22 protein-coding genes are annotated in these 22,735 nt (G+C 59.0%); 15 read left to right on the forward strand and 7 right to left on the reverse strand.

The annotated features are described in order from the left end of the window. The first annotated feature begins 30 nt into the window (after window positions 1-30). A complete protein-coding gene (gene ccoS, locus GAL_RS02025) occupies window positions 31-189 on the forward strand; it encodes a cbb3-type cytochrome oxidase assembly protein CcoS (protein ID WP_024095921.1) in 159 nt (52 codons plus the stop codon). Window positions 190-265: 76 nt separating this feature from the next. Here the strand turns inward: ccoS and GAL_RS02030 are convergent, their stop codons facing one another. From GAL_RS02030 to GAL_RS02040, 3 genes are all read right to left on the reverse strand, one after another. Beyond that, complete coding sequence (locus GAL_RS02030) at window positions 266-1,855, reverse strand: D-alanyl-D-alanine carboxypeptidase family protein (RefSeq protein ID WP_024095922.1); 1,590 nt, start codon at window positions 1,853-1,855, stop codon at window positions 266-268. 334 nt (window positions 1,856-2,189) lie between these two features. Continuing rightward, entirely contained in the window at window positions 2,190-2,528 is a 339-nt protein-coding gene (locus GAL_RS02035; protein ID WP_024095923.1) for a hypothetical protein, read from the reverse strand. Between the two features lie 40 nt (window positions 2,529-2,568). Further along, window positions 2,569-3,282, reverse strand: coding sequence for an HAD family hydrolase (locus GAL_RS02040; protein ID WP_024095924.1), 714 nt, complete (start codon window positions 3,280-3,282; stop codon window positions 2,569-2,571). 88 nt (window positions 3,283-3,370) lie between these two features. Between GAL_RS02040 and clpS the strand changes: the two genes are divergently transcribed. The 5 genes from clpS to GAL_RS02065 all read left to right on the forward strand — a co-directional run bounded on the left by clpS (window position 3,371) and on the right by GAL_RS02065 (window position 7,518). Further along, entirely contained in the window at window positions 3,371-3,712 is a 342-nt protein-coding gene (gene clpS, locus GAL_RS02045; RefSeq protein ID WP_024095925.1) for an ATP-dependent Clp protease adapter ClpS, read from the forward strand. A gap of 14 nt (window positions 3,713-3,726) precedes the next feature. Further along, entirely contained in the window at window positions 3,727-4,719 is a 993-nt protein-coding gene (locus GAL_RS02050; protein WP_024095926.1) for a class I SAM-dependent methyltransferase, read from the forward strand. Between the two features lie 106 nt (window positions 4,720-4,825). After that, window positions 4,826-5,629 (forward strand): SDR family NAD(P)-dependent oxidoreductase, encoded by an 804-nt coding sequence (locus GAL_RS02055; RefSeq protein ID WP_024095927.1) that lies wholly within the window; start codon window positions 4,826-4,828, stop codon window positions 5,627-5,629. A 37-nt stretch (window positions 5,630-5,666) separates the two neighbouring features. Beyond that, a complete protein-coding gene (gene hemF / locus GAL_RS02060) occupies window positions 5,667-6,560 on the forward strand; it encodes an oxygen-dependent coproporphyrinogen oxidase (RefSeq protein ID WP_024095928.1) in 894 nt (297 codons plus the stop codon). Window positions 6,561-6,684: 124 nt separating this feature from the next. After that, the gene (locus tag GAL_RS02065; RefSeq protein WP_040104241.1) at window positions 6,685-7,518 is read left to right on the forward strand and encodes a glycoside hydrolase family 25 protein; all 834 of its coding nucleotides are present in this window, start codon (window positions 6,685-6,687) and stop codon (window positions 7,516-7,518) included. Between the two features lie 77 nt (window positions 7,519-7,595). Here the strand turns inward: GAL_RS02065 and hemC are convergent, their stop codons facing one another. Continuing rightward, window positions 7,596-8,558: a hydroxymethylbilane synthase gene (hemC, locus tag GAL_RS02070; protein ID WP_040104272.1), complete on the reverse strand. Its 963-nt coding sequence runs from the start codon at window positions 8,556-8,558 to the stop codon at window positions 7,596-7,598. Between the two features lie 110 nt (window positions 8,559-8,668). Here hemC and hemE point away from each other — a divergent pair, with 110 nt between their 5' ends. Further along, complete coding sequence (hemE, locus tag GAL_RS02075) at window positions 8,669-9,703, forward strand: uroporphyrinogen decarboxylase (protein WP_024095931.1); 1,035 nt, start codon at window positions 8,669-8,671, stop codon at window positions 9,701-9,703. A gap of 99 nt (window positions 9,704-9,802) precedes the next feature. Next, a complete protein-coding gene (locus GAL_RS22625; protein WP_024095932.1) occupies window positions 9,803-9,970 on the forward strand; it encodes a hypothetical protein in 168 nt (55 codons plus the stop codon). A gap of 1 nt (window position 9,971) precedes the next feature. On the opposite strand, the gene GAL_RS02085 is transcribed toward GAL_RS22625, so the two are convergent. After that, entirely contained in the window at window positions 9,972-11,072 is a 1,101-nt protein-coding gene (locus GAL_RS02085) for a CaiB/BaiF CoA transferase family protein (RefSeq protein WP_024095933.1), read from the reverse strand. Between the two features lie 215 nt (window positions 11,073-11,287). Between GAL_RS02085 and GAL_RS02090 the strand changes: the two genes are divergently transcribed. Next, window positions 11,288-13,468 carry a heavy metal translocating P-type ATPase gene (locus GAL_RS02090; protein WP_024095934.1) on the forward strand — a complete coding sequence of 727 codons (2,181 nt, stop codon included), beginning with the start codon at window positions 11,288-11,290 and terminating at the stop codon, window positions 13,466-13,468. A gap of 29 nt (window positions 13,469-13,497) precedes the next feature. On the opposite strand, the gene GAL_RS02095 is transcribed toward GAL_RS02090, so the two are convergent. Beyond that, window positions 13,498-13,692: a SlyX family protein gene (locus tag GAL_RS02095; protein ID WP_024095935.1), complete on the reverse strand. Its 195-nt coding sequence runs from the start codon at window positions 13,690-13,692 to the stop codon at window positions 13,498-13,500. A 205-nt stretch (window positions 13,693-13,897) separates the two neighbouring features. On the opposite strand from GAL_RS02095, the gene hisS reads away from it, so the two are divergent. The 6 genes from hisS (at window position 13,898) to GAL_RS02125 (ending at window position 20,483) form a co-directional block, all read left to right on the forward strand. Further along, window positions 13,898-15,385 (forward strand): histidine--tRNA ligase, encoded by a 1,488-nt coding sequence (gene hisS / locus GAL_RS02100; protein WP_024095936.1) that lies wholly within the window; start codon window positions 13,898-13,900, stop codon window positions 15,383-15,385. A 3-nt stretch (window positions 15,386-15,388) separates the two neighbouring features. After that, a complete protein-coding gene (locus tag GAL_RS02105) occupies window positions 15,389-16,477 on the forward strand; it encodes an ATP phosphoribosyltransferase regulatory subunit (RefSeq protein WP_024095937.1) in 1,089 nt (362 codons plus the stop codon). Next, window positions 16,474-17,166, forward strand: a complete 693-nt coding sequence (gene hisG / locus GAL_RS02110; protein WP_024095938.1) for an ATP phosphoribosyltransferase — start codon at window positions 16,474-16,476, stop codon at window positions 17,164-17,166. The genes GAL_RS02105 and hisG overlap by 4 nt, the downstream gene beginning before the upstream one ends. 266 nt (window positions 17,167-17,432) lie before the next feature. Then, window positions 17,433-18,095 (forward strand): hypothetical protein, encoded by a 663-nt coding sequence (locus tag GAL_RS02115; protein ID WP_024095939.1) that lies wholly within the window; start codon window positions 17,433-17,435, stop codon window positions 18,093-18,095. Between the two features lie 342 nt (window positions 18,096-18,437). Beyond that, entirely contained in the window at window positions 18,438-18,785 is a 348-nt protein-coding gene (locus tag GAL_RS02120; RefSeq protein ID WP_024095940.1) for a helix-turn-helix transcriptional regulator, read from the forward strand. 1,182 nt (window positions 18,786-19,967) lie between these two features. Beyond that, window positions 19,968-20,483: a hypothetical protein gene (locus tag GAL_RS02125; RefSeq protein ID WP_024095943.1), complete on the forward strand. Its 516-nt coding sequence runs from the start codon at window positions 19,968-19,970 to the stop codon at window positions 20,481-20,483. 645 nt (window positions 20,484-21,128) lie between these two features. On the opposite strand, the gene GAL_RS02130 is transcribed toward GAL_RS02125, so the two are convergent. Beyond that, window positions 21,129-22,715, reverse strand: coding sequence for a GmrSD restriction endonuclease domain-containing protein (locus GAL_RS02130; protein WP_081731400.1), 1,587 nt, complete (start codon window positions 22,713-22,715; stop codon window positions 21,129-21,131). Window positions 22,716-22,735: the final 20 nt, after the last annotated feature.

Here is a 22,735-nt window from a genome sequence, read left to right on the forward strand (position 1 = left end):
CGACGGTGAACCCAGACCAAGAGAGTTCTGATGAGTGTACTGACCTATCTGATTCCAATCTCTCTGTTTCTGGGAGGCGTTGGCCTTGTCGGGTTTCTCTATACCGTGCGTTCGAATCAATATGATGATCCTGAAGGGGACGCCCGCCGCATCCTGAGCGATGAGTGGGACGACCATCCGAAGCCCTGATAAGGCCCTGTAGCAGTCAGTCAAAAGAAAAGGCGCCTCAGAGGCGCCTTTTCTTGTTGGCTCTGCGATCCCGCGCTTAGGAGGGACCGACCGTTTCGCAAGTGATATTGCGGGCAGAGAGGCGGCGGCAGGCGAGGGCCGCACTCTCTTTGGTCATGCCAAGGAAATTGGCATCAAAGCCACGAGGTGTTCTGACAACTTTGCGCAGGCTGCCGTCCAGGGTCGCCATTTCGGCCAGGGCGGTACGCAGCAGCACTTTTTCCGCCTGATAGCGGCTGCCATAGCGCCCGACATTGATCCCCCAGTAGCGCCCACCTGATGTGGAAAGGCGGGTGACAACGACGGGTTCCGGTTCTGCGGTCGTCTGGTTTTCAGCCAGCCGCGCGGGACGCGCCATCGGGCGCAGCCCGACAAAGGGACGCGGCTTGGCGATCGGGGTTGAGGCTTGCTCGGCTACAGCAGCGATGACTTCTGCCTCGGCAATCGCTGCGGTGATGCTGGCCTGTAGCACGTCGCGATCCAGTTTTGGTGCGTCGTCGCTTGCGGCCGAAGGTGCTTCGGTGGTTAGCGCATCGGCGGTCGGGGTGTTTGTCTGCGCCTCTGCCAGCAGTGTCGCGGTGCCCGGTTCGTCTGATGCCGGGCGACCCTTCGGACGCAAGCTGGTCTTCACCAGACCTGAAACGCGGATTGTTTTACCTGCAGCACCATTTGGTGTGCTGTCGCTAGCGCCGGCCAGCTGTGTTCCGAGACCGCGATTGCCTTGATAAGGTGGGCGGGCCGGGCGGCGGAGTTTGGCGCGACTGGGCGCCCGGCGAAAGCCGAGATCCAGCAGTTCGGCGACCTTGGCGTTGCGGGAAGTGGAGGATTTGCCGCCAAAAACCGTTGCGATGACCCGCTCATTGCCACGTTCGGCCGAGGCGACGAGGTTGAAACCGGCGGCACGGGTGTAGCCAGTCTTGATTCCATCGGCGCCACGGTAGGCCGCCAGCAAGCGGCGGTTGGTGTTGGGCACCTTGCGCACGCCCGCATCCGTCGACCGGCGCGAAAAGAGGTTGTAATATTCAGGATAGTCATAGAGCAGGTGCCGCCCCAGCGTTGTCATGTCGCGGGCGGTGGACATATGCCCCTTCTGGGTCAGGCCGTGCGCATTTTTGAAAGTGGTGCGCGACATGCCGAGCGCCTTGGCGGTGCGGGTCATACGCCGGGCAAAAGCGGCCTCTGATCCAGCCAGTGTCTCGCCGATGGCTGTGGCGGCGTCATTGGCGGATTTCACTGCGGCGGCACGGATCAAGTAACGAAAGGCAATGCGCTGACCAGTTTTCAGGCCCAGCTTGGAGGGCTGCTCGGAGGCGGCGTTGCGGCTGATTTTGACCTTGGTATCAAGGCTGATCTCGCCGTTGCGGACCGCTTCGAACGCGATGTAGAGCGTCATCATCTTGGTCAGGGAGGCGGGGTGCAGCCTTGTATCAGCGTTGCGCGAGTGCAAGACCTCTCCGGTCCGGGCGTCAATCACCATCGCAGCGTATGGCGCAGCCATCGCTCCGGGCGGCGCGGTTGCGACCATCGATAGGAAAATAACCAGTCCCAAGACCCAACGCCCCAGACGGGAACACGCCCGTCCTGCGCGGATCAGCGGAGTCCGCGTGACCTGCACGATATCTGCCATTTTTGCCTCTTGCCGCCGGTTTTCCGACTGACGTTTTTTGCCTGTATTAAAAAAGCGTAACACAGGGTCTATTCGGAATAAACAGTGAGGTTTTTAAGGGAAAATCGCGAACAGGCCGGAGGTTTCGATATCTAGTGGAGCACCCGGAGAGCACCCACTACATCGGCGGTTGGTTAAAGAAGTGTTAGTAAAAAAAGTTGCAAAGCTTGCGGTCTTTGGCGGTTGTGCGCTGCCGTCTGGTGCCGACATGCAACAAGGTCGAGCGCAGGCACTCCCTGTTGGGTGCTCGCAAGTGTGGCGGGTCGCTTGCAGCCCCTTTGGCTGGGCTCATCGTTCAGGGGTGATGTTGGCCGGTGATATAGAAGGGGCCTGTATAAGCCAGCTCCAGAGAAAACGCACAGGGGACAGAGATTCGCGCAGTGATTGCCGCGTGTAGCGACTTAAGTAACGTGTTGGAAAAATTCGCATCGCGATGCGGCTTCACCAGCACAGAGACCTTCACCGCAACATGGGTGTGGTGATAGGTATCGGTCGAATAACCGCGCCCCTTGCAATCGCCCGCACCATCGTCATGGGACAGGATGACCTGTTCGATCTCAGCAAGAATCGCGGGGATATCAAGATCGAGATTGCTGCTATATTTTATTTCGGCATGAGGCATTGGCGTGTCCATTGTGTTGGGCCTTGGGGCGTTTGCTGAGGCCGGAAGCGGATCACCTGATCCGCGCCACCAGCGCGGGCAGGGCGCTCAGATCGGCAATTTCAGTATATCGGGAGCTGTGAACCGGGGCTGGGGCGTATTCGACTTCCCAGACCAAGCCATGCGGAACATAGGTGCCCCAGCCACCCGCCTCGATGACGGGCACCACGTCGGATCGCATGGAATTCCCCACCATCATCGCGTGTTCGGGGCCATCACCGTGTCGTGCAAAAATCTCGGCATAGATCTGTGGCGTTTTCTCCGACACGATCTCAACGCCGTCGAACAGATCCCCCAAACCGGACTGCGCCAGTTTACGCTCCTGATCCAATAGATCGCCCTTAGTGACCAGCACCACCCGGTGGCTGTCAGCCAGCGCCTCCACCGCGCTTCGTGCGCTGGGCAGCAATTCGATCGGATAGGACAGCATCATCTGGCCTGCGACAATCAACTCCTGAATCACGCTTGCCGGGACGTGGGCATCCGTCACCTCAATGGCGGTTTCGATCATCGACAGGGTGAAGCCTTTCACGCCGTAGCCATAGCGGCCAAGGTTCTGCTTCTCCGCGGCCAGCAGACGTGCGCCGAGAGCTTGCGAATCGAGCTCCTGCGGGACGTGGTCCATCAGCAATTCGGCAAAGCGATCCTGAGTAATGCGGAAAAATCGTTCATTATGCCAAAGGGTATCATCGGCATCGAAGCCAATTGTTGTCAATTTTCGGGTCAATACAACACGCTCAATGCCTTTTCCTATTCACCAGAAAGGCTATATAAGCGGGACACCAAAATCCATCCACGATCGGAAGTCTGTGCCAATGCTGCCCACGCCAGTTATGATGTCGGATCATTCAGATGACGATACCGATCTCGGTGTCCTCACCAAGACCCGGCCCAAAACGCAGCGTCCGCCGCACTATAAGGTGCTGTTGCTGAACGATGACTATACCCCGATGGAATTCGTGGTCATGGTGCTGGAACGGTTCTTCAACATGACACATGCCGAGGCGTTTGAAGTGATGTTGACCGTGCATAAAAAAGGCGTCGCTGTGGTTGGCGTGTTCAGCCATGAAATCGCCGAGACCAAGGTGGGGCAAGTCATGGATTTTGCCCATCGCCATCAGCATCCGTTGCAATGCACGATGGAAAAAGAAGAATAAAAAGAGGCTTCTAGATGTCTATTCGTCTGTCCCTGGCCGTCGAGACGGGTGGATTTTCCGTGCCCGAAACCGGTCGTATCGCGGTGTTTCATCCCGCCTCTGATGTGGACCTTTCGGCCCTACCGAAAGAGCGGGTTCTGATCGTTCAGCCCTTTGCTCCTGATTATGCTGCGCTTGTGGCGGGGGGCTATGACTGCGTGCCTGAGGTGCCTGCTGAGGCACGGTTTGCGGCAGCGGTTGTGTTCCTTTCGCGTGCCAAGGCGCTGACGCGTGGCCTATTGGCGCAGGCGGCAGCGCTCAGCGACGGGCCTGTTCTGGTCGATGGCAGCAAGACGGACGGCGTTGATTCGGTGCTGAAAGCTCTGCGCGCGCGCTGCGAGGTGTCGGCACCCATCTCAAAAGCCCACGGGAAGGCGTTCAGCTTTGATGCGACAGGCACAGATCTGAGCGACTGGCAGGCTGCAACCACGCAGATTGACGGAGAGTTTCAGACCGCTCCGGGAGTGTTTTCCGCCGATGGTGTGGATCCGGCCTCGGCCCTGCTTGTCGCCGCCCTGCCGGAGAAGCTGGGCCGTAATGTGGTCGATCTTGGCGCCGGCTGGGGATATCTGTCTTCAGCGGTATTACAACGAGAGACAGTGCAGACGCTGCATCTCGTCGAAGCTGACCACCGTGCGCTCAGTTGTGCACGACAGAATATAAACGATCCCCGCGCCCAGTTTCACTGGGCGGATGCCCGCAGTTGGCAGGCACCGGAACGGGTCGATTGTGTCATCTCCAACCCGCCGTTCCACACCACACGCGCTGCGGAGCCGTCGCTGGGGCAGGCCTTCATCACAGCAGCCTCCGGTATGCTGGCGTCCGCTGGCGCTTTCTGGTTGGTTGCCAACCGGCATCTTCCCTATGAGGCCACACTTGCCGAACAGTTTGCTACGGTGACGGAGGTCGCAGGTGACAATCGATTCAAAGTGCTGCAGGCCAGTCGCCCACGCCGTCACCGGCGCTGACAGAGGCGGATGACAAAGGGTGGTTCCCTTGTTTCTGTCCGCAGTCTAGGTTGCAGAAAAGAGGCTGGCCGCTGGTCCATCCTCTCGGTCCTGACGGAGGTCATTCATGTCTTTTTCCATTTCTGGCAAAACGGCCATCGTTACCGGCTCAGCCAGTGGCATCGGCTTGGCTATAGGTAAGCAATTTGCTGCGGCTGGTGCCAATGTGATGTTTGCCGATACCGATGAACGGGCCTTGCTGAGTGAGCTGGGCACCCAGGCGGATGAGAGTAATATCCGCTATTTTGCCGGAGATCTGCGGGAACGGCTGACCATCGCTAATCTCCTATCGGCAACTATTGATGCCTTTGATGAGGTCGATATTCTGGTCAATGGCGCTCGGCAGGTGGTGCCGACCGATCCGCTGGATCCAGAAGATAAGTCGATGGAACTGCTGCTCAATGAAACCCTGCTGCCGACGATGCGTCTGTCGCAACAGGTGGCGCGGCGGATGATCAAACAGGGCGAGCAGCGCGACAGCAGTGGACCGAATGGCGCGATCATCAACCTGTCATCCATCGCAGCGCGCCGGTCCCACCCTGAGCTTATGGCCTATTGCGTGGCGTCTGCGGCGCTGGACCAGCTGACCCGCTCGCTTTCGGTATCGCTTGCGCCGCACCGGATCCGGGTCAATTCCATCGCTTTCGGCTCGGTGATGAGTGCCTCGATGCAGGCCACGCTGAAGGATAATCGCGCTTACCGGCAGGATATCGAACGGCATACGCCGCTGGGCCGGATTGCCTCTCCCAGCGAGCTGACCGAGGCCGCGCAGTTCCTTGCCTCCGACGCCGCCGCCTTTATGACAGGACAGATTGTCACATTGGATGGCGGGCGCACGTTGCTGGACACGGTTGCCGTGCCGGTCCATTAAACCAACTCCCACCTCTCCTGCGGACATAGGCGACCAGATGAGCACCGATATGATCAACGAAAAGGCCCGCGCAGCGGCCTGGTTCAAATCTTTGCGCGATGACATCGTCGCGGCTTTCGAAGCACTGGAAGACAGCCACAACAGCGGCCCCCTCTGCGATCAGCCTGCCGGGCGGTTTGAGGTCAGCGAAACCACCCGCGGCGCCGAGGATGGCAGCGATGCCGGTGGCGGCCTGATGAGCGTGATGCGTGGTGGTCGCGTGTTCGAAAAGGTGGGTGTGAATATCTCGGAGGTCTACGGCACCCTTGGCGCCCGCGCACAAGCTGCGATGGCAGCCCGTAAGGGCATCCCGGGCATGCAGGACGACCCGCGGTTCTGGGCCTCTGGTATTTCACTGGTGGCCCATATGCAGAACCCCCATGCGCCTGCCGTCCACATGAACACGCGGATGTTCTGGACTCCGCACGCCTGGTGGTTCGGTGGCGGCTCGGACCTTAACCCCTGTCTTGAGTATGATGAGGACACGGCCCATTTCCACCGCACCCAAGAGGAGCATCTGGCGCCGCATGGGGACACTCTCTATGGGGAGTTGAAGGAATGGGCAGATGAGTACTTCTATATTCCCCACCGCAACCGGGCACGCGGCGTTGGCGGCATTTTCATGGACGATCGCAACAGTGGTGATTGGGAGGCGGATTTCGCTCTGACGCAGGATATTGGCCGTGCCTTCTTGCCTGCCTATCTGCCATTGGTCGAGAAGCGTCGGGCGATGGCATTTGGCGCACCGGAAAAGGATACTCAGCTGGTCCATCGCGGACTCTATGCGGAATATAACCTCGTCTATGATCGCGGCACGAAATTCGGGCTGGAGACCGGGCATGATGCCAATGCGGTGCTGATGAGCCTGCCGCCAATGGCGAAATGGGTCTGATCGCGCGGGCTTCTGCTGACGGCAGCGGGCGGCGAGCTTGAGCATTGCCCTCAACGGTCGTGCAGGCTTTACTGATGCAAAGCGCGATAAAGCGCGCGGTGTCAGGCAGGTAGGGCAGATGGTTATGGGCAGATTCTGGGTGGGGCTTGCGGCTATACTGGTGTTGACTGCCTGTGCAGCAGACAGGGCGCCGTCACCGTCCCCGGCCATAGGGCAACCGGTGCAGCCCGGCGCAACACAGGCCAGCCTTGCGGCAGCGCGAGCACAGCTCATTACCCATCCTAAATTCGCCGATACCGATCCGCATCCCTGGGAGGGACGCACACCCTGGTCCTATCCCATCCACGGGATCGATGTCTCACGTTGGCAGGGGGACATCAACTGGCGCCGGGTGAAGGCCGCAGGCATCAGCTTCGCTTATCTCAAGGCGACCGAGGGCGGTGATCTGGCGGATCCGAAATTCCGTGATCACTGGCGCCGCGCGCGGCGGGCGGGGGTGAAACGCGGCGCGTACCATTACTTCTACTTCTGCCGCCCAGCGGCGGAGCAGGCGCGCTGGTTCATCCGTCATGTCCCGCGCGACAGTCAGGCCTTGCCCCATGTGCTCGATATGGAATGGACGCCTCATTCGCGCACCTGCACCAAACGGCCTTCCGGCAGTAAAATCCGTGCCGAGGCGGATCGGTTTCTCGATATTCTTGAGGCGCATTACGGACGCCGCCCAGTGCTCTACACCACCGTTGATTTCTACCGTGATACTGGCATCGGCCGCCTGAGGGGCACCGAATTCTGGCTGCGCTCTGTTGCGGATCACCCCCATGTCACCTATCCCGGCGCGCTATGGCGGTTCTGGCAATATACCGGCACCGGGCGCGTGCCGGGGATTGAGGGGAACGTCGACCTGAATGTCTTTGGCGGTGGGCCAGAGCGTTGGTTGCGCTGGTCCGGTCAGATCTGAGGCACCACACTTGGCGCATCTTCTGGCTGAAAATATCCCGGAGCGCGAGGCAGCGCCTCGCATCCTGTGGCCTAGCCTTAGCGTCTCCAGTCGAAGAAGCCTGCCCCGGCTTGCGCCAGCAGCTTTGCCGCCATCTCACGGCCCAGTTCTGCGCCATCCTCAACCGGGCAGAACTGCTCATCGCTGATCGCCTCGGAACCGTCAGGGCGTAGAACTTCGCCGCGCAATCTCAGTGTCCCGCCGTTCAGGGTTGCCAGCCCGGCAATCGGGGTTTCGCAGGACCCATCAAGTGCGGCCAGAAATGCACGTTCTGCGGCCAGACGCTCTCCGGTTCGGCGGTCATGCAGCGCGGCCAGCATATCGCCAGTGCGGTTGTCATCCGCGCGCCGCTCAATCCCAATGGCGCCTTGGGCTACGGCGGGCAGCATGTCCTCAGGCGGAATGGGGGTTGCGGGCACCTGATCTGCGCCGAGGCGGTTCAGGCCGGCCATTGCCAGAAACGTACATTCCGCGACACCATCGCGCAGCTTGGCCAGGCGAGTCTGAACGTTACCGCGAAATTCCACGACTTGCAGGTCGGGGCGGCGATGCAGCAGCTGGGCACGCCGCCGCAGGGAAGAGGTGCCGACAATGGCCCCCTCGCGCAGATCGGCAATTGCGGTGACATCCGGCGAGACGAAGGCATCACGCACGTCTTCGCGGGGCAGATAGGTCTCCAGCAGCAACCCGGCAGGCTGCGCCACAGGCATATCCTTCATCGAATGCACCGCGATATCGATGGCGCCGGACAACAAATCCTCTTCGATTTCCTTGGTGAACAGCCCCTTGCCGCCCAGTTCTTTCAACGGTTTGTCCGCCGCGATCAGCGCCTGATTGTCGCCGCTGGTCTTGATGACCACGATTTCGAACGCCGCCTGAGGCAGGTCGAAGGCGGCACTCAGCCGGGCGCGGGTTTCATGGGCCTGAGCCAGCGCCAGAGGCGAACCGCGGGTGCCGATTTTCAGGGGCGAAGCGGGGGAGGGCAGATCGATCTTTGTCATGTATTGACCCTTAATCGCGACATAATGCCATGACAAGCACCGGTCCTGCTGCCCTTGACAATTTGCCGCCAAGGCTAGACCTCAGATGCAACATAGATATGAGGGTGACCATGGCCGAACAGAAGAAACTGCTGCGCGCATTGGCGGGCGAGACACAGGATGTGCCGCCGATTTGGATGATGCGTCAGGCCGGTCGCTATCTGCCGGAATATCGCGCCACACGGGCCGAGGCAGGTGATTTCCTGTCGCTCTGCTACAATCCGGAGCTGGCAACCGAGGTCACTCTGCAGCCAATCCGCCGCTACGGGTTCGACGCTGCGATCCTTTTTGCCGATATCCTACTGGTGCCGCAGGCTCTGGGGGCGGATCTTTGGTTTGTGACCGGCGAGGGGCCGCGGCTGTCGACAGTCACCACTGAGGCGGATTTCGCCAGACTGGGCCCGGTCAGCGATATCCACGAAACGCTGAACCCGATCTATGAGACCGTGCGTTTGCTCTCTTCAGCGCTGCCGTCTGAGACCACGCTGATCGGCTTTGCCGGTGCGCCCTGGACTGTCGCGACCTATATGATTGCCGGGCGCGGCACCCCGGATCAGGGGCCTGCGCATCTGCTGCGTCAGGAGAACAACCCGCTGTTTGAGGCTTTGCTGGCGCGCATCACAGAGGCGACGATCGAATATCTGTCGATGCAGATCAAAGCCGGTGCAGAGGTGGTCAAAATCTTTGACAGCTGGGCAGGCTCGCTGCCTGGTGAGGCGTTTGAGAAATATGCGCTGGAGCCGTGTCGTCAGATCACCGAGGCGCTGAAGCAGCGTCATCCGGGCATCCCGGTCATCGGTTTCCCGCGTGAGGCGGGCGAAAAATATGTCGGGTTTGCCAAGGCAACCGGGGTGGATTGCGTCGCGCTTGATAATTCGGTGGATCCTGAATGGGCGGCAGCCCATGTGCAGGTGGACGGCTGTGTGCAGGGCAATCTTGCCTCGCGTCATATGGTCAGCGGGGGGCAGGAACTGGTGGATGAAACCCGCCGCATCGTCAAAGCCTTTGGCAATGGGCCGCATATCTTCAACCTTGGTCATGGTATCACGCCTGATGCGGACCCGGACAATGTGCAACGCATGATTGATGCGGTACGGGGCGGCTGATCCGTCTGCGCTCCACAATGTGATGCTAGTAATAATCTTGCGCGCTGAGGCCAATTGCGGCATCAGCGCCTTTTGCGATCACGCCGAAAGGGCAAGTCGATGGACTACAAGAAATCTGGCGTCCCCAAAAAGGGCAAGAACAGCCCGCGCCACCAAGAACACAACGCCAAAGGGTCCGACAACAACCCATACGGCGGCCGCAATCCGAAAGCTGACCTGCTGGCGCGAATGAAGGCGGCGGCTGAGAAAGCCAAGAAAGCCGACTGACTTAGCGTCGGCGCTGCATCAGGTCGGCCAGTATCTGGGCTGTATGCTCACCGCGTTCTGGCGCGGGAGGGGCGGTCCACTCTCCCTGACCTGAGAAACGCGGCGCGGGTGCAGCTTGCAGGCCATTGGCTGCCATGATCCATGTCCCGCGCGTGTTCATTGGATGGGTCACGGCTTCTTCCGGTGACAGGACGGGGGCCACGCAAGCGTCGTTGCCATCGAATAGATCGGCCCAGTAGTCCCGCGTCTGGGTCGCAAAGATCCCGGTCAGTCGTGCGGCGAGCACCGGCCACAGCCCTTTATTATGCTGCTGAGCGAATTGTGCGTCCTCGTCCAGATCCAGACGTGACAGAAACTCTGCATAGAACTGTGGTTCCAGACATTGCACGCTGATATGGCCGCCGTCAGCGCAGAGGTAGCAACGGCTCCAATGGGGCCCATCCAGCAGGCTCGCCCCGCGCGCTGTCACAAATTGTCCGGCCTGTTGCAATGTCATCAGCAGGTTCATCATATGGGCTGAGCCATCGTATATCGCTGCGTCAACCACACATCCGGACGGGCTATCATCTTGGACGTTTCCACGCTTAACAAGTGCTGCGAGAATACCTGCGACCAGATAAAGCGCGCCTCCACCAATATCGCCTACCAGTGTCGCAGGCGGCTGGGGTGGTGTTCCGGGCGTCGCGTCATACCAGAGTGCGCCTGAAAGCGCGGTATAGTTCAGATCATGGCCTGCAGTCTGCGCCAGTGGGCTGTCCTGCCCCCAGCCTGTCATGCGCCCATAGATAAGATCAAGGTTGCGAGCATGACAGGCCGCAGGCCCAAGGCCCAGGCGCTCCATCACGCCGGGACGAAACCCTTCTATCAACGCATCGGCGCTTTCGACCAGCTGCAGCAGCGTCTCCACATCGGCCGCAGATTTCAGATCCAGCATGATGGAGCGTTTGCCACGGTCGATGATCGGATGTGGTGGCATTAGGCCTGCGTTTTGCCCTTTGCGGTGGACGCAAATAACGTCAGCCCCCAGATCTGCCAGCATCATCGCGGCAAAGGGCGCAGGACCCAGTCCTTCAATTTCGATAACACGAATACCCTGCAGCACGGCGGCGCCTCCTTGGTCGTGGTGCTGGCGGATCGGCCAGGCGTTCTGCGCAGCTTAGCGGCTTTCTGTCCTTTCCCAACAAGGCCGTTGCGGCACGTCTTGAGCGCGGATGAATTTGGATCGGGTTTTTCTGAAGAAATGTCTTGAAGCTCTAGTGGCTGTAGCAACTACATAGTGCGCTGACAGCATATGAGAGCAGGAAAGGCGGCGTTTACATGGCCAAGGATACGGGTGAGCAGCTGGAGTGGCGGGTCACAGGGATGGACTGTGCCTCCTGCGCGACCAAACTGCGCGGCGCGGTTGAACGATTGCCAGGTGTCAGCGGCGTTGAGGTTGCGATGATGGCGGAACGGCTGCGCCTGGATCTGGACCCGCAAGAGGGGTCGGTGATCGCTGTGGAGAAGGCGGTGCGCAGGCTCGGATTTGACCTGATGGCCCGTGGAGACGGGGCCGTGACCGACCGGACCCTCTGCTGCGGCAACACGCAGGTCAGCGCTGCCACAGTGACTGAGACACCTGCATGGTATCGCAGCGGTAAGGGGCAACTGCTGTTAGGAACCGGTTTGCTGCTGGCGCTGGCCTGGGCGATCAAACTCATGGCATCCCCTACGGTGGGCCTCTGGGCGTTTATGCTGGCAACCCTGATTGGCGTGGCTCCCATCGCACGCCGCGCCTTTGCGATGCTCCGGGCGGGAATGCCATTCACCATCGAAATGCTGATGTCGATTGCGGCGATTGGCGCCTTGTTTATTGGCGCTGCCGAAGAGGCTGCGCTGGTGGTGTTCCTCTTTGCCGTGGGTGAAATGCTGGAAGGGTTGGCCGCGAACAAAGCACGAGACGGGATTCGTGCGCTGGCCGATCTCGTGCCCAAAACTGCGTTTGTGGAGCGGGGTGATGTGTTGGAGGAGGTCGCAGCAGACAGCCTGCGTGAAGGTCAGATCGTTGTGGTTCGCCCCGGTGACCGGGTGCCAGCGGACGGCGCAGTTATCGATGGGGTCTCCGGCGTCGACGAAAGCCCGGTGACAGGCGAAAGCGTTCCGTGCCTGAAAGAGCCCGGTTCCGAGGTTTTTGCCGGATCGATCAATGCCGAGGCCGTCCTGCGGGTGCGCGTGACCCGTGCGGCAGCAGATAATACCATCTCGCGGATCATTCGCTTGGTTGAAGAGGCCGAGAGTGCCCGCGCCCCGACTGAGCGATTTATCGACCGTTTCAGCCGCGTGTATATGCCCATCGTTGTTGGGGTCGCGCTGTTGGTGGCACTGGTGCCCCCGCTTGGCTTCGGTCTGGATTGGGACACCTGGATTTATCGCGCGCTTGCGTTGCTGCTGATTGGTTGCCCCTGCGCGCTAGTGATCAGTGTTCCGGCGGCCATTGCGTCGGCTTTGTCAGCCGGGGCGCGCCACGGTCTGCTGCTGAAGGGGGGTGCGGTCATTGAGGCCGCGGCTGGCACCACACATGTGGCTTTTGACAAGACCGGGACGCTGACCTGTGGGCGGCCGCAGGTCACGGACATCGTTGTTCATCATGGTAGCGAGGATAAGCTGTTGGAACTGGCCGCTGCTGTTGAACGCGAGTCGAGCCACCCGCTGGCGGAAGCGATCTGCGCGCGGGCGGCTGCCCGCGGCGTGGATATTCCGTTGGGACAGGAGGCACGTGCGGTGCCGGGCAAGGGCGCCTCTGCTAAGGTTGGATCTGTTATGATCACTGTCGGATCTCCGCGTTTTGCCTCAGAGACCGGTGTCATGACAGAGGCCGCCCTTGCGCAGGCGGCCAAGCTGGAATCGCAGGGCAAGACGGTCGTCGTTCTGTTCAGCGAAGAGATGCTCTACGGGCTAATCGCGCTACGTGATGAACCCCGCGAAGATGCGGCTGACGCAGTACAAGAGCTGAGGCGGATGGGGATCAATACGACCATGCTGACCGGGGACAACACCCGCACGGCAGAGGCGATTGCCGGGCACTTGGGCCTGGACCATCACGCGGAGCTGATGCCGGAGGATAAGGTCACGGCGCTGCAGGATCTTACCCGGAGCGCTCAGGTCATGATGGTTGGCGACGGGATCAACGATGCGCCTGCGCTCGCGACGGCTCAGGTCGGAGTCGCAATGGGATCGGGCACAGATGTGGCGCTTGAGACCGCAGATGCGGCGATCTTGCGGAACCGGGTCAGCGATGTTGTTGGTGTCATCCGACTGTCACGGGCGACGCTGAGCAACATTCGCCAGAATGTTGCTGTGGCGTTGGGGCTTAAGGGGGTGTTTCTCGTGACCTCGGTTCTTGGCATCACCGGTCTGTGGATTGCCATCCTTGCAGATACCGGCGCCACGGTGCTAGTCACGCTCAATGCGCTGCGCTTGCTGTCGTTCAAACCGTCCCCGGCGAGCAGCGACGGCTAAAAAGCGCCACAGTCAGCCGTCACAGAAGATCAGTAATGCGGTGGGCGTTCGTCACCGATGACAACCCCGCCGCCGCCGTCCTGCTCACGGGCGGCTTCGCGCTGATACAGCATGGCGACGCGATGAGTCAGCCGGTCGATCTCTGATTGCTGCCGGTTGATGACCTCGCTCAGATCATCGACGGTGCGCGTCAGGTGGGCGATCTGTTCTTCGAGATGTTGCATGGCTGTCTCCTTAGGGCTCACGCTCTCATATGCGCTGGCGGCGCGCGCGTCCATGCTGTCACAAGTCTGAAACACAGTGCCTGCATGTGAGGCAGGGCAGAGACGCCTTGCCGGGTGTGCACCTCTGCCGCCTTGCTGTCAGCCCGCCCTTGGGCTAGACCGCCGAGCGAGTATCTGACCCATTTGACACCCCGAGGAGGCCAAGATGGCCAAAGTCAAGAAACAGCCCCGCCCCAAGGCGATCACGCCCAAGGGCTTCCGTGACTATTTCGGCGAAGAGGTGAGCCAGCGCAGCGAGATGCTGCAGGCCATCGCGGGGGTTTATCATCTCTACGGGTTTGATGCGCTGGAATCTTCTGCGGTGGAAACCGTTGAGGCGCTGGGCAAATTCCTGCCCGATGTCGATCGTCCGAATGAGGGGGTTTTCGCCTGGCAGGAATACGACGACAGCGGCAACGGTGATTGGATGGCGCTGCGCTATGACCTGACTGCCCCGCTGGCTCGGGTTTACGCCCAGCACCGCAACGACCTGCCGACGCCGTATCGCCGCTACGCGATGGGGCCGGTTTGGCGCAATGAGAAGCCCGGTCCGGGGCGCTACCGCCAGTTTTACCAATGTGACGCTGATACCGTTGGCACTGCCTCGATGGCGGCGGACGCTGAGATCTGCGCGATGCTTTCTGATACGTTGGAAACCGTCGGCATTCCGCGCGGCGACTATCTGGTGCGGGTGAACAATCGCAAAGTGCTGAATGGCGTGCTGGAGGCCATGGGGCTCGAGGCAGGCGATGCCAAGCGCGACGATGTGCTACGCACCATCGATAAATTCGATAAGGTTGGCGAGGCAGGCGTACGCGAATTGCTGACCAAGGGGCGTCTGGATGCATCCGGTGCGTTTATCGATGGTGTTGGTTTGTCGGAAGATCAGGCCGCGCCGGTGCTGGCCTTCCTGACGTCCAAGGGGGCGGACGCTGCCAAGACCCTTGCCAACCTCCGCGAGGCGGTTGGCAGCAGCTCCATTGGTGCTGAGGGTGTTGGCGAGCTGGAGCAGATCGGCGAACTACTGGCCGCAGGCGGCTACGGTGCTGACCGCATCGACATTGACCCATCGGTGGTGCGCGGTCTGGGCTATTACACCGGGCCAGTTTATGAGGCGGAACTCACCTTTGAGATCCTTGACGAGAAAGGCCACAAACGGCAGTTCGGTTCGGTTTCTGGCGGTGGCCGCTATGATGACTTGGTAAAGCGGTTTACCGGTCAGGAAGTTCCGGCAACTGGCGTGTCCATTGGCGTCGACCGTCTGTTGGCGGCGCTGCGCGAAAAGGGCCGGATCAAGGCCGAGGCCACTGGACCCGTCGTCGTTACCGTGATGGATAAGGCCCGCATGGCGGACTATCAGACCATGGTGGCCGAGCTGCGTAATGCAGGTATCCGAGCCGAGGTCTATCTGGGCAACCCCAAGAATTTCGGCAACCAGTTGAAATATGCGGACAAGCGCAACTCGCCCATCGCGGTGATCGAGGGTGGCGAGGAAAAAGATAGCGGTGTGGTGCAGATCAAGGATCTCATTCTTGGCGCGCAAATCGCTGAGAATGCGACTCTTGAGGAGTGGAAAGAGCGTCCAAGCCAGTTTGAAGTGCCACGCGGTGATCTTGTTGCCAAGGTGCGCGAAATCCTCGCAGGGCAGGGCTGAACGATGAGTGATCGTCTAAGCGCCCTGTCGCTGGCCGCGCGGCTGCGCATGAGTTTTGAGGCTGCTGGCGCACGGGTTGTGGAGCCGCCGTTCCTGCAGCCTGCGGAGACACTGTTGGATCTCTATGGTGAGGACATCCGTGCCCGCGCTTATGTGACCTCAGATGCGCTGCGCGGAGAGCAGATGCTGCGGCCTGATTTTACCGTGCCAGTGGTCGAAATGCACATGCGCGATGGCGCAGAGCCTGCGCGTTATACCTATGCGGGCGATGTATTTCGCCGTCAGGAACACGACGAAGACCGCGCCAACGAGTATCTTCAGGTCGGGTATGAGGTCTTTGAACGCAATGATCCCGCCGGATCCGATGCCGAGGTGTTTGCGCTGATTGCGCTGCAACTGCGCGACCTGCCTGTGCGGGCGGCGACCGGGGATATCGGTATTCTGATGGCTGCGGTCGAGGGACTTAACACCACGTCGTTGCGCAAGGCAGCCCTGATGCGACATATCTGGCGACCGCGCCGGTTCCGGGCGATGCTTGACCAGTTTGCCGGGCGCAGCCCAGTTGCGGAAAGCCGTCGCAAGCTGCTGTCGACCGAAGGGGTGTTGACGGGGAAGGTGCCCGCCATTGGCAAACGTCGCCCCGCGGAGGTCGATGCCCGTGTTGAGGCCCTGCGCGCTGATGCGGCAGCCCCGCCGATTGCTGAGAACGAGCTGACCGCACTAGAGGCGCTGATGGCGGTGCGCGAGACCATTCCGTATGCATCTGAACAGCTGCGCGATATCGCGGTGGATCTGCCTGCGATCAACCCTGCGCTGGACCGGCTTGATGCGCGTACCGCAGCGATGAAGGCGCGGGGCATTGATGTCGACAGCCTTGATTTTGAAGCCTCATACGGGCGCACGTCAATGGAATATTACGATGGCTTCGTGTTTGGATTTTACGCTGATAGCCGTCCAGATCTGCCGGTGATTGCCAGCGGTGGTCGCTATGACGCGCTGACGCGGCAGCTTGGGCAGGGGGCAGAAATCCCCGCCGTCGGCGGTGTGGTTCGTCCCGATCTGATGCTGCTGCTGGAAGGGGCGAAGTCATGAGCCTGAAGCTTGGGGTGCCGTCCAAGGGGCGGCTGATGGAGAAGACCTTCGAGTGGTTTGCAAAACGCGGAATTACCCTGTCGCGCACCGGGTCGGACCGTGAATATGCCGGCGCAGTCGAGGGGATTGAGGGGATCGATCTGGTGCTGCTGTCCGCAGGGGAGATGCCCCGTGAACTGGCCGCCGGGCGCATCCATCTTGGGGTGACCGGGACCGATCTGGTACAGGAAAAACTACCCCTCTGGGAGCAGCAGGTTGAAGAAATCGCAGGGCTGGGCTTTGGTCATGCCGATCTCATTCTGGCGGTGCCACAAGTCTGGGTCGACGTAGAGACCATCGACGATCTGGATGCGGTCGCCGCCGCTTTCCGTGCGAAACACGGCCATCGGTTGCGCATCGCGACGAAGTATCACCGTCTTGTGCGTGAATATCTGATGGACGCAGGTGTTGCGGATTATCAACTGGTTGATAGCCAAGGCGCGACCGAGGGCACCGTCAAGAACGAGACGGCTGAAATGGTTGCCGATATCACATCGACCGGGGAAACCCTGCGGGCCAACCACCTGAAGCTGATGTCGGACGGTCTGATCCTGCGCTCGCAGGCCACGCTATGGCGCAGCCGGGTGGCAAAATACAGCGCTGAGGAAAAGGCCACATTGGGTGACCTGCTGGAACGCCTGCACGGGTAATCTGGGCACGAAATTCGAGCCTAATTGGCGGATCAGAGCCAATTGGAGATACATAAAAGAAAGCCGCACCGAGAGATCTCAGTGCGGCTTTCTTCCGTTATGGGGGTTCATCCTTGGCGGGTGTGCTTAGCTCAAGTTTGAAAACCTCCTGCTGGCCTCTACTTAAAGGTTGGCAAGCGTATGTGCCCGCAGAGCAGGGTCCGTGATATCGTTCTGCTAGAATGCGGTCAGGCGCTCGCTTCGATACAACAAGGGAGACTAGAAAGATGACAGTGACCATGGCAGCGGCAAAAGCCGCGCTGATCGCTATCCCGCTGCTCTTGAGCGCTGGTGGGGCTGCGCTGGCTCAGGACACCAGCATGAGCTTTTTTGTGACCAGCGTCGGCTCGGGTAAGGGCGGTGATCTCGGCGGGCTCGCGGGTGCAGACGCGCATTGTGCCAGCCTCGCCGAAGCGGCCGGTATCACGGGCAAAACCTGGCGCGCCTATCTCAGCACACAGGAAGAGGGCAAGCGCGGGATTTCAGCGCGTGAGCGGATTGGCAGCGGTCCTTGGCACAATGCCAAGGGTGTATTGATCGCGGGCAATCTGGATGAGCTGCATCTTAGTCCCAATATTGTCAAAGCCACTGGGCTGGATGAGAATGGCAATCTGGTGAATGGTCGGGGTGATCGCCCGAATGTCCATGATCTGCTGACCGGCACCATGGCGGATGGCACTGCTTACTTTCCATGGATGGAAGGCGATAAGACCTGTAGCAATTGGACCAGTTCCGGTGAGGGCAGTGTCACGGTCGGACATCACGATCGCCATGGTGGCGGCAATACATCTTGGAATGCGGCCCATGACACGCGTGGATGTTCGATGGAAGCTCTTGCCATGACAGGTGGCGCCGGGTTGTTCATGTGTTTTGCCACAAACGGCGGCTAAAGGCGGAGCACTAACCTGAAAACACAAAAGGCGCCCAAGGGCGCCTTTGCATATTTGGTCGGAGCGAGAGGATTCGAACCTCCGGCCCCTGCCTCCCGAAGGCGAGTGACCGGGGCAAAGATCAGCAAAATAAGGGGTTCTGGTGCCGGTCACTGAGCTTCAGTGGTAGTTGGTGCCGGAAAAACTTTGCGGTTTCATTGCGAACAAATCCCGCCACAAATCCCCATACACGTCATCGCTATAATGAAGAATAGAAACTCGATCTACATCCAATCGGAGAGGATAGTGATGACCAAAAACCCGCACGAAGATACACCGTTGGCGAAATAAGTGGAACGCCGGGTGCTCGAACTGAAAGGTCAGAAGAGCCAGTCAGAAATCGCCGCCGAAGCCGGATATGTCAACCAGAACATGATCACGATGATCAAGCAGGGGAGCTCCAAGGTCGCTCTGGATCGCGTCCCGGCCTTGGCGCGCGCACTGGAGGCAGATCCGGCCTTCGTGATGCGGCTCGCTTTAGAACAAGCGATCGGCCAGACGGCGGCTGAGGCAGTCGTGGAGGTGTTCGGCGAACCCGTCACCGCGAACGAAGTTGGTTGGCTGCAGGCGATCCGTGAGGCCTCGAACAACACGGATCCCCGGCTTACCAGCAGATCGCAGGCGGCGATCAAGTCGATCTTCGGGAGGTAGGTAACATGTGCCGCTGACCCCCAACGAACGCGCCTGGCTGCGCTTCCTGCGCGAGGTGAGCAACTCGGCCCACCTTGCGTCGGGTGCAGCTCCTGCGGCGTCGCTGCGCGCCTCGATCTGGATGAGTTGGACTTATGCTGGGACCACGGTGAGGAATGGCTCGATCGTTGCGCTTCGCCGGGTCCCGAATACTTCCGCAGCAACAAGCGATAGGGTTGTCATGGGGTTTACATGGGCTGACATCCGACAACTTCAGCGCCGGTTCACGTAAACCCCGAACCCTCGAAAACACCGCAAAATCAGCCTTCAGGGTTTACCTAAGATTTACATAAAGTTGACGGATTGAAGCCGAAAACGGCGTTTTTCACGAGAAATGTAAACCTCTGTCGGTGAGGAAGCCAAGGAAACAAGGGGCTTCGGTGTCAGTCCAGCACTGTAGAAGAGCGCGTACAACATCGATAGCGTGCGTGCAGCATACGAAACGCATCAGAACATGGACCGCGCTCAGCGACGCAAACAGCGCGCCTGAGAACACACTATGTCAGTGTCGCAGTTACCGCCCGGATCGAGCAGAGTGTGTCCAGAGTGATGGTGCCGCGTGATAGACCGTCCGGCACGTTAATCATGGATTGGGTGGAACAAAGTGCGCCAGATCGTCCAGAGGAGCTTACGGACGCGCCATCGCAACCACATCCTGTCCGTTAGCCGTGGATAGAAAGCTCCCATGCCTCACTTTCAGACGCGGTCGATAGATCAGATCACGGAAACATTTGGACATTGAAGCCCTTCTCGCCGTGCCAAGGAATGGCTCGACATCCCGGTAGGTCCCGTCGGTGCCAGACATGTGAAGCGAAGTCCTAGGTTTTTTAGATGGAGACTAGGGGGATGCATTCTGGCGCCGCGAGCAACCTTGAAACGGAAGTTCCCATGCCAGTTGGCTACTTGCCTGAGCTTCTCAACAGCTTCAGGGCTGCGCATCGCAGGCTGCCTGCTACAATGACGACGCTGATAGTCTAAGTGCCCGCCAGAGAGCGCCCCAGCCATCCTGGTGGGCTTTTCGGATTCAAGGGTCGTGCACCGACCTCCAGAAGCTGGTAATTATTTTTAGCCCATTTTGCGCGTCCCGTGAACGCGGTTGCTATAGTGCCCAGTGGACCGTAAATCACCGAAGGAACCGGACACATGAAGGACTGGGCAGGAAAGGGAGCGATTGGCAGAGGAGGGCGCTGTGCTCTGCACCAGCGCATACGCCAGGAGCTGCGCACCAAGCTGCTTGACTACGATTTCACGCACTTCATTACGCTGGCATCGAACCACCAGCCATTGGGTTATCTGCGTATGCGCGCTTTGCTGAAAGAGTGGGATGCACGTGTGAACCGTGAGATCAACGGGCCGAAGTGGGGTAAGCGGCCGGACGAGCGCTTGGTCTGGTTCGCCTTCCCAGAGAAAATGGACGTGAATCCGCATTGGCACATGATTGTGCAGGTGGATCAGGACATCGAATCTTCCACACGAGCCGAGCGCACCGAGCGCTTGTTCGAGATCGGGCACATGCACTGGCTGAGCTTGGTGCGGCAGGGATCTTTTGACTGTCAGGGCGTTGAATCTGCTGGGGTTATCCAATATATTGCGAAGATGAGTGCCGAGGAGACACATTTCAATAAGTTCGTTGTCTTCCGAGAGTTCATGAACATCTAGGTGACCGCCAGGGGCCTGTCTGCAACGCTGCAGGTGACCAGCAATTTCCTTTACAGTCGACTTCTTATGCGGCCTACTTTTGGGCTGTAATGGTGTTCTATGGTTTCGAACTGGAACACAATGAATAGGCGATCAACGCTTGATAACAAGGCACACGACTTGGTTGAGCGCCGACCAAAGGGAGGTGCTCATCGGACTGAGAGAGACCTTAGGCCGAACGAGGGAGAAGATAGCTTTTAGGGTGAGGTCAGCGTGTAGAGGTTGCTACGAGAATGATGTTTGGTGTTTGCGATGGCAATGGTCAAAATGAACATGAGGAGATACCGAGATCATGACAGAAACATGCTCCACTAATCTGAAGCTCGCTGACGAAAAGATGCGTGCTGAAATCGCTAGAATTCAGTCTAAGCGGTATCGGATCGACGTGGGCACGTTTCTGGTGCCTTTTCTCATAGCGGCGTGTTTGATGGGGGTGACGGGCGCCATCACAAAGCTCTTCTTATGACGAACCTCAATTTCAAGAACGAGAAAGTGGCCTAAACGAGCACCTGGGGCGGCTCAAAAACGGGACACGTCCACCTCTGGCCTGTATCTGCACGGCGCTCTGACCAGCTACAAAGACACGGCTGCTCCTGCTTTGCGTGGTTAAAATACGTCGTGCAATCCTACGCTTTCACCATCGCAAAGTTTCAACATCACACCTTCTATCATTTTGGCTCGTGCCTCAAGGAATTCATTGAAGTCACCAGTTGTCAGCTTTTGCACAGGAATGGCATGTGAGCTGAGGCGGCGACTTACTTCGGCTTCGTCTATATCGATTTCTTTAGCACGTTCGGCGATATAGGTTGCCGGCGGTTTTGCTCCAATCGAGCGATTGGTTCGCCAGCTAATTAGTGCGCAATTCAATGCGCAAAATATGTCACGTTTCTCGAAATTCTTCTCAAGTAGAGCTTTAGGAAACAAGTGGTGGTATTCGCGTTTTTCGAAACTTTCTTGGCCAAAGGGTGCTTCATCGGCAAAGTCATACCCGCCGATGCGTAGCGAAGCAGTCAGGATGGCGCGCCCAAGACGATCTTTCGTCTTCGGCCAACCACCGGTCTTGAGCTCCCCAACTGTCGGCAGTGGAGTGCGTTGACGGTCTAGGAGTTCAGGTAGAGGCCCATTCTCATCGCGATAAGCAATCAGTTGTCGAACATCGAGGGCTGCTCTGGTCGCGCTTGTCTTTTGGTAGCGTTCCGAGAAAGCACCGCTCCAGAGCGCTTTTCGAGCCAGACGTCGAGCAGCGCCTTTGGCATCCTTCCCTTCTGCCGCGGTAGCCCAAAAAGCTGCCAGCACCGAGAGGATAGGATCCGAAGGTAGAAGCTTGGCATTAAATATTTTTTCTTCGGCAAGGAAGCCGATAGCCCTTAATAAGCCTCGCTCAACATCAGCCCAATTCTTTGCGAGGGATGCCCCAAAATCCTTGGATAGGTAAGTCGCGCGATTTGGTGGTCGATCCAAAAGAATGGCTCCCACCTGCATCGCTATTTCACCAGGATCACCAAATCTTGAGGCGCCTGGCACAGCCGCTTTTAGTGCCTCAACCTTTTCGTGGAGTGATGCGTCCATCTCCGCTTCAACCTGTGCCACTACGATGTCGAACGCGGACAGCGCGGTATTTTGAGTATTCATCTTGATGAAAACGTCAAGCGCTGCATCCCTTGAAGTGCCCAAGGGAAGTGAAAGAAATGGTAGTGAATATTTGGCAATGCGTCCTCGAAGCTCGTTTGCGATTTCATTGATTTCACTATAGAAATCCATATCACCAGCGGCTGCTTCTTTGCTCCAGACTTTTAAGCGACCACGGCCTGCTTCATCCGGGGCGAGCATTTCGACAGGTATGCGACGCCGTTTCCAGGTTTCTACAGGGCTATTGCACCAACGAGGATACCTTTGCCCCTTATTGTCATACCGTCGAATGGCGTCGATTTCGGGCTCCTCATTGCTGTCAACGTTCACCATGTAGGTAAAGTCCGGATATAGACCATTCAGACTGCGCCAGAGAGCTGTAACACGCTGCTGACCGTCTAATAGATGATAGCCAGGTCGACCTTGGGGTTGTGGAGCGCCGGAAATCGGGCGCGCATGGAACGGCGGTGTCTCTCCAACTTCAAGGGTCAACAGAGCTCCAACAGGCAGTGCCGGTTTGCGTAGGATGTTTTCCAGGATGCCTTGAACCTGCCACCACCCCATGCCTCAAACCGCTGAAACCT

The sequence above is a fragment of the Phaeobacter gallaeciensis DSM 26640 genome, assembly GCF_000511385.1.
In the GTDB taxonomy this organism is placed as follows: Bacteria; Pseudomonadota; Alphaproteobacteria; order Rhodobacterales; family Rhodobacteraceae; genus Phaeobacter; species Phaeobacter gallaeciensis.

Bases quoted from the DNA above. Each gene is read 5' to 3' on its own strand.
- GAL_RS02030 (WP_024095922.1), bottom strand. From the start codon at position 1,855: ATGGCAGATATCGTGCAGGTCACGCGGACTCCGCTGATCCGCGCAGGA.
- GAL_RS02055 (WP_024095927.1), top strand. From the start codon at position 4,826: ATGTCTTTTTCCATTTCTGGCAAAACGGCCATCGTTACCGGCTCAGCC.
- hisG (WP_024095938.1), top strand. From the start codon at position 16,474: ATGAGCCTGAAGCTTGGGGTGCCGTCCAAGGGGCGGCTGATGGAGAAG.
- GAL_RS02065 (WP_040104241.1), top strand. From the start codon at position 6,685: ATGGGCAGATTCTGGGTGGGGCTTGCGGCTATACTGGTGTTGACTGCC.
- GAL_RS02050 (WP_024095926.1), top strand. From the start codon at position 3,727: ATGTCTATTCGTCTGTCCCTGGCCGTCGAGACGGGTGGATTTTCCGTG.
- GAL_RS02125 (WP_024095943.1), top strand. From the start codon at position 19,968: ATGAAGGACTGGGCAGGAAAGGGAGCGATTGGCAGAGGAGGGCGCTGT.
- clpS (WP_024095925.1), top strand. From the start codon at position 3,371: ATGCTGCCCACGCCAGTTATGATGTCGGATCATTCAGATGACGATACC.
- hemF (WP_024095928.1), top strand. From the start codon at position 5,667: ATGAGCACCGATATGATCAACGAAAAGGCCCGCGCAGCGGCCTGGTTC.
- GAL_RS02035 (WP_024095923.1), bottom strand. From the start codon at position 2,528: ATGGACACGCCAATGCCTCATGCCGAAATAAAATATAGCAGCAATCTC.
- hemC (WP_040104272.1), bottom strand. From the start codon at position 8,558: ATGACAAAGATCGATCTGCCCTCCCCCGCTTCGCCCCTGAAAATCGGC.
- GAL_RS02130 (WP_081731400.1), bottom strand. From the start codon at position 22,715: ATGGGGTGGTGGCAGGTTCAAGGCATCCTGGAAAACATCCTACGCAAA.
- GAL_RS02105 (WP_024095937.1), top strand. From the start codon at position 15,389: ATGAGTGATCGTCTAAGCGCCCTGTCGCTGGCCGCGCGGCTGCGCATG.
- GAL_RS02095 (WP_024095935.1), bottom strand. From the start codon at position 13,692: ATGCAACATCTCGAAGAACAGATCGCCCACCTGACGCGCACCGTCGAT.
- hisS (WP_024095936.1), top strand. From the start codon at position 13,898: ATGGCCAAAGTCAAGAAACAGCCCCGCCCCAAGGCGATCACGCCCAAG.
- hemE (WP_024095931.1), top strand. From the start codon at position 8,669: ATGGCCGAACAGAAGAAACTGCTGCGCGCATTGGCGGGCGAGACACAG.
- GAL_RS02115 (WP_024095939.1), top strand. From the start codon at position 17,433: ATGACAGTGACCATGGCAGCGGCAAAAGCCGCGCTGATCGCTATCCCG.
- GAL_RS22625 (WP_024095932.1), top strand. From the start codon at position 9,803: ATGGACTACAAGAAATCTGGCGTCCCCAAAAAGGGCAAGAACAGCCCG.
- GAL_RS02090 (WP_024095934.1), top strand. From the start codon at position 11,288: ATGGCCAAGGATACGGGTGAGCAGCTGGAGTGGCGGGTCACAGGGATG.
- ccoS (WP_024095921.1), top strand. From the start codon at position 31: ATGAGTGTACTGACCTATCTGATTCCAATCTCTCTGTTTCTGGGAGGC.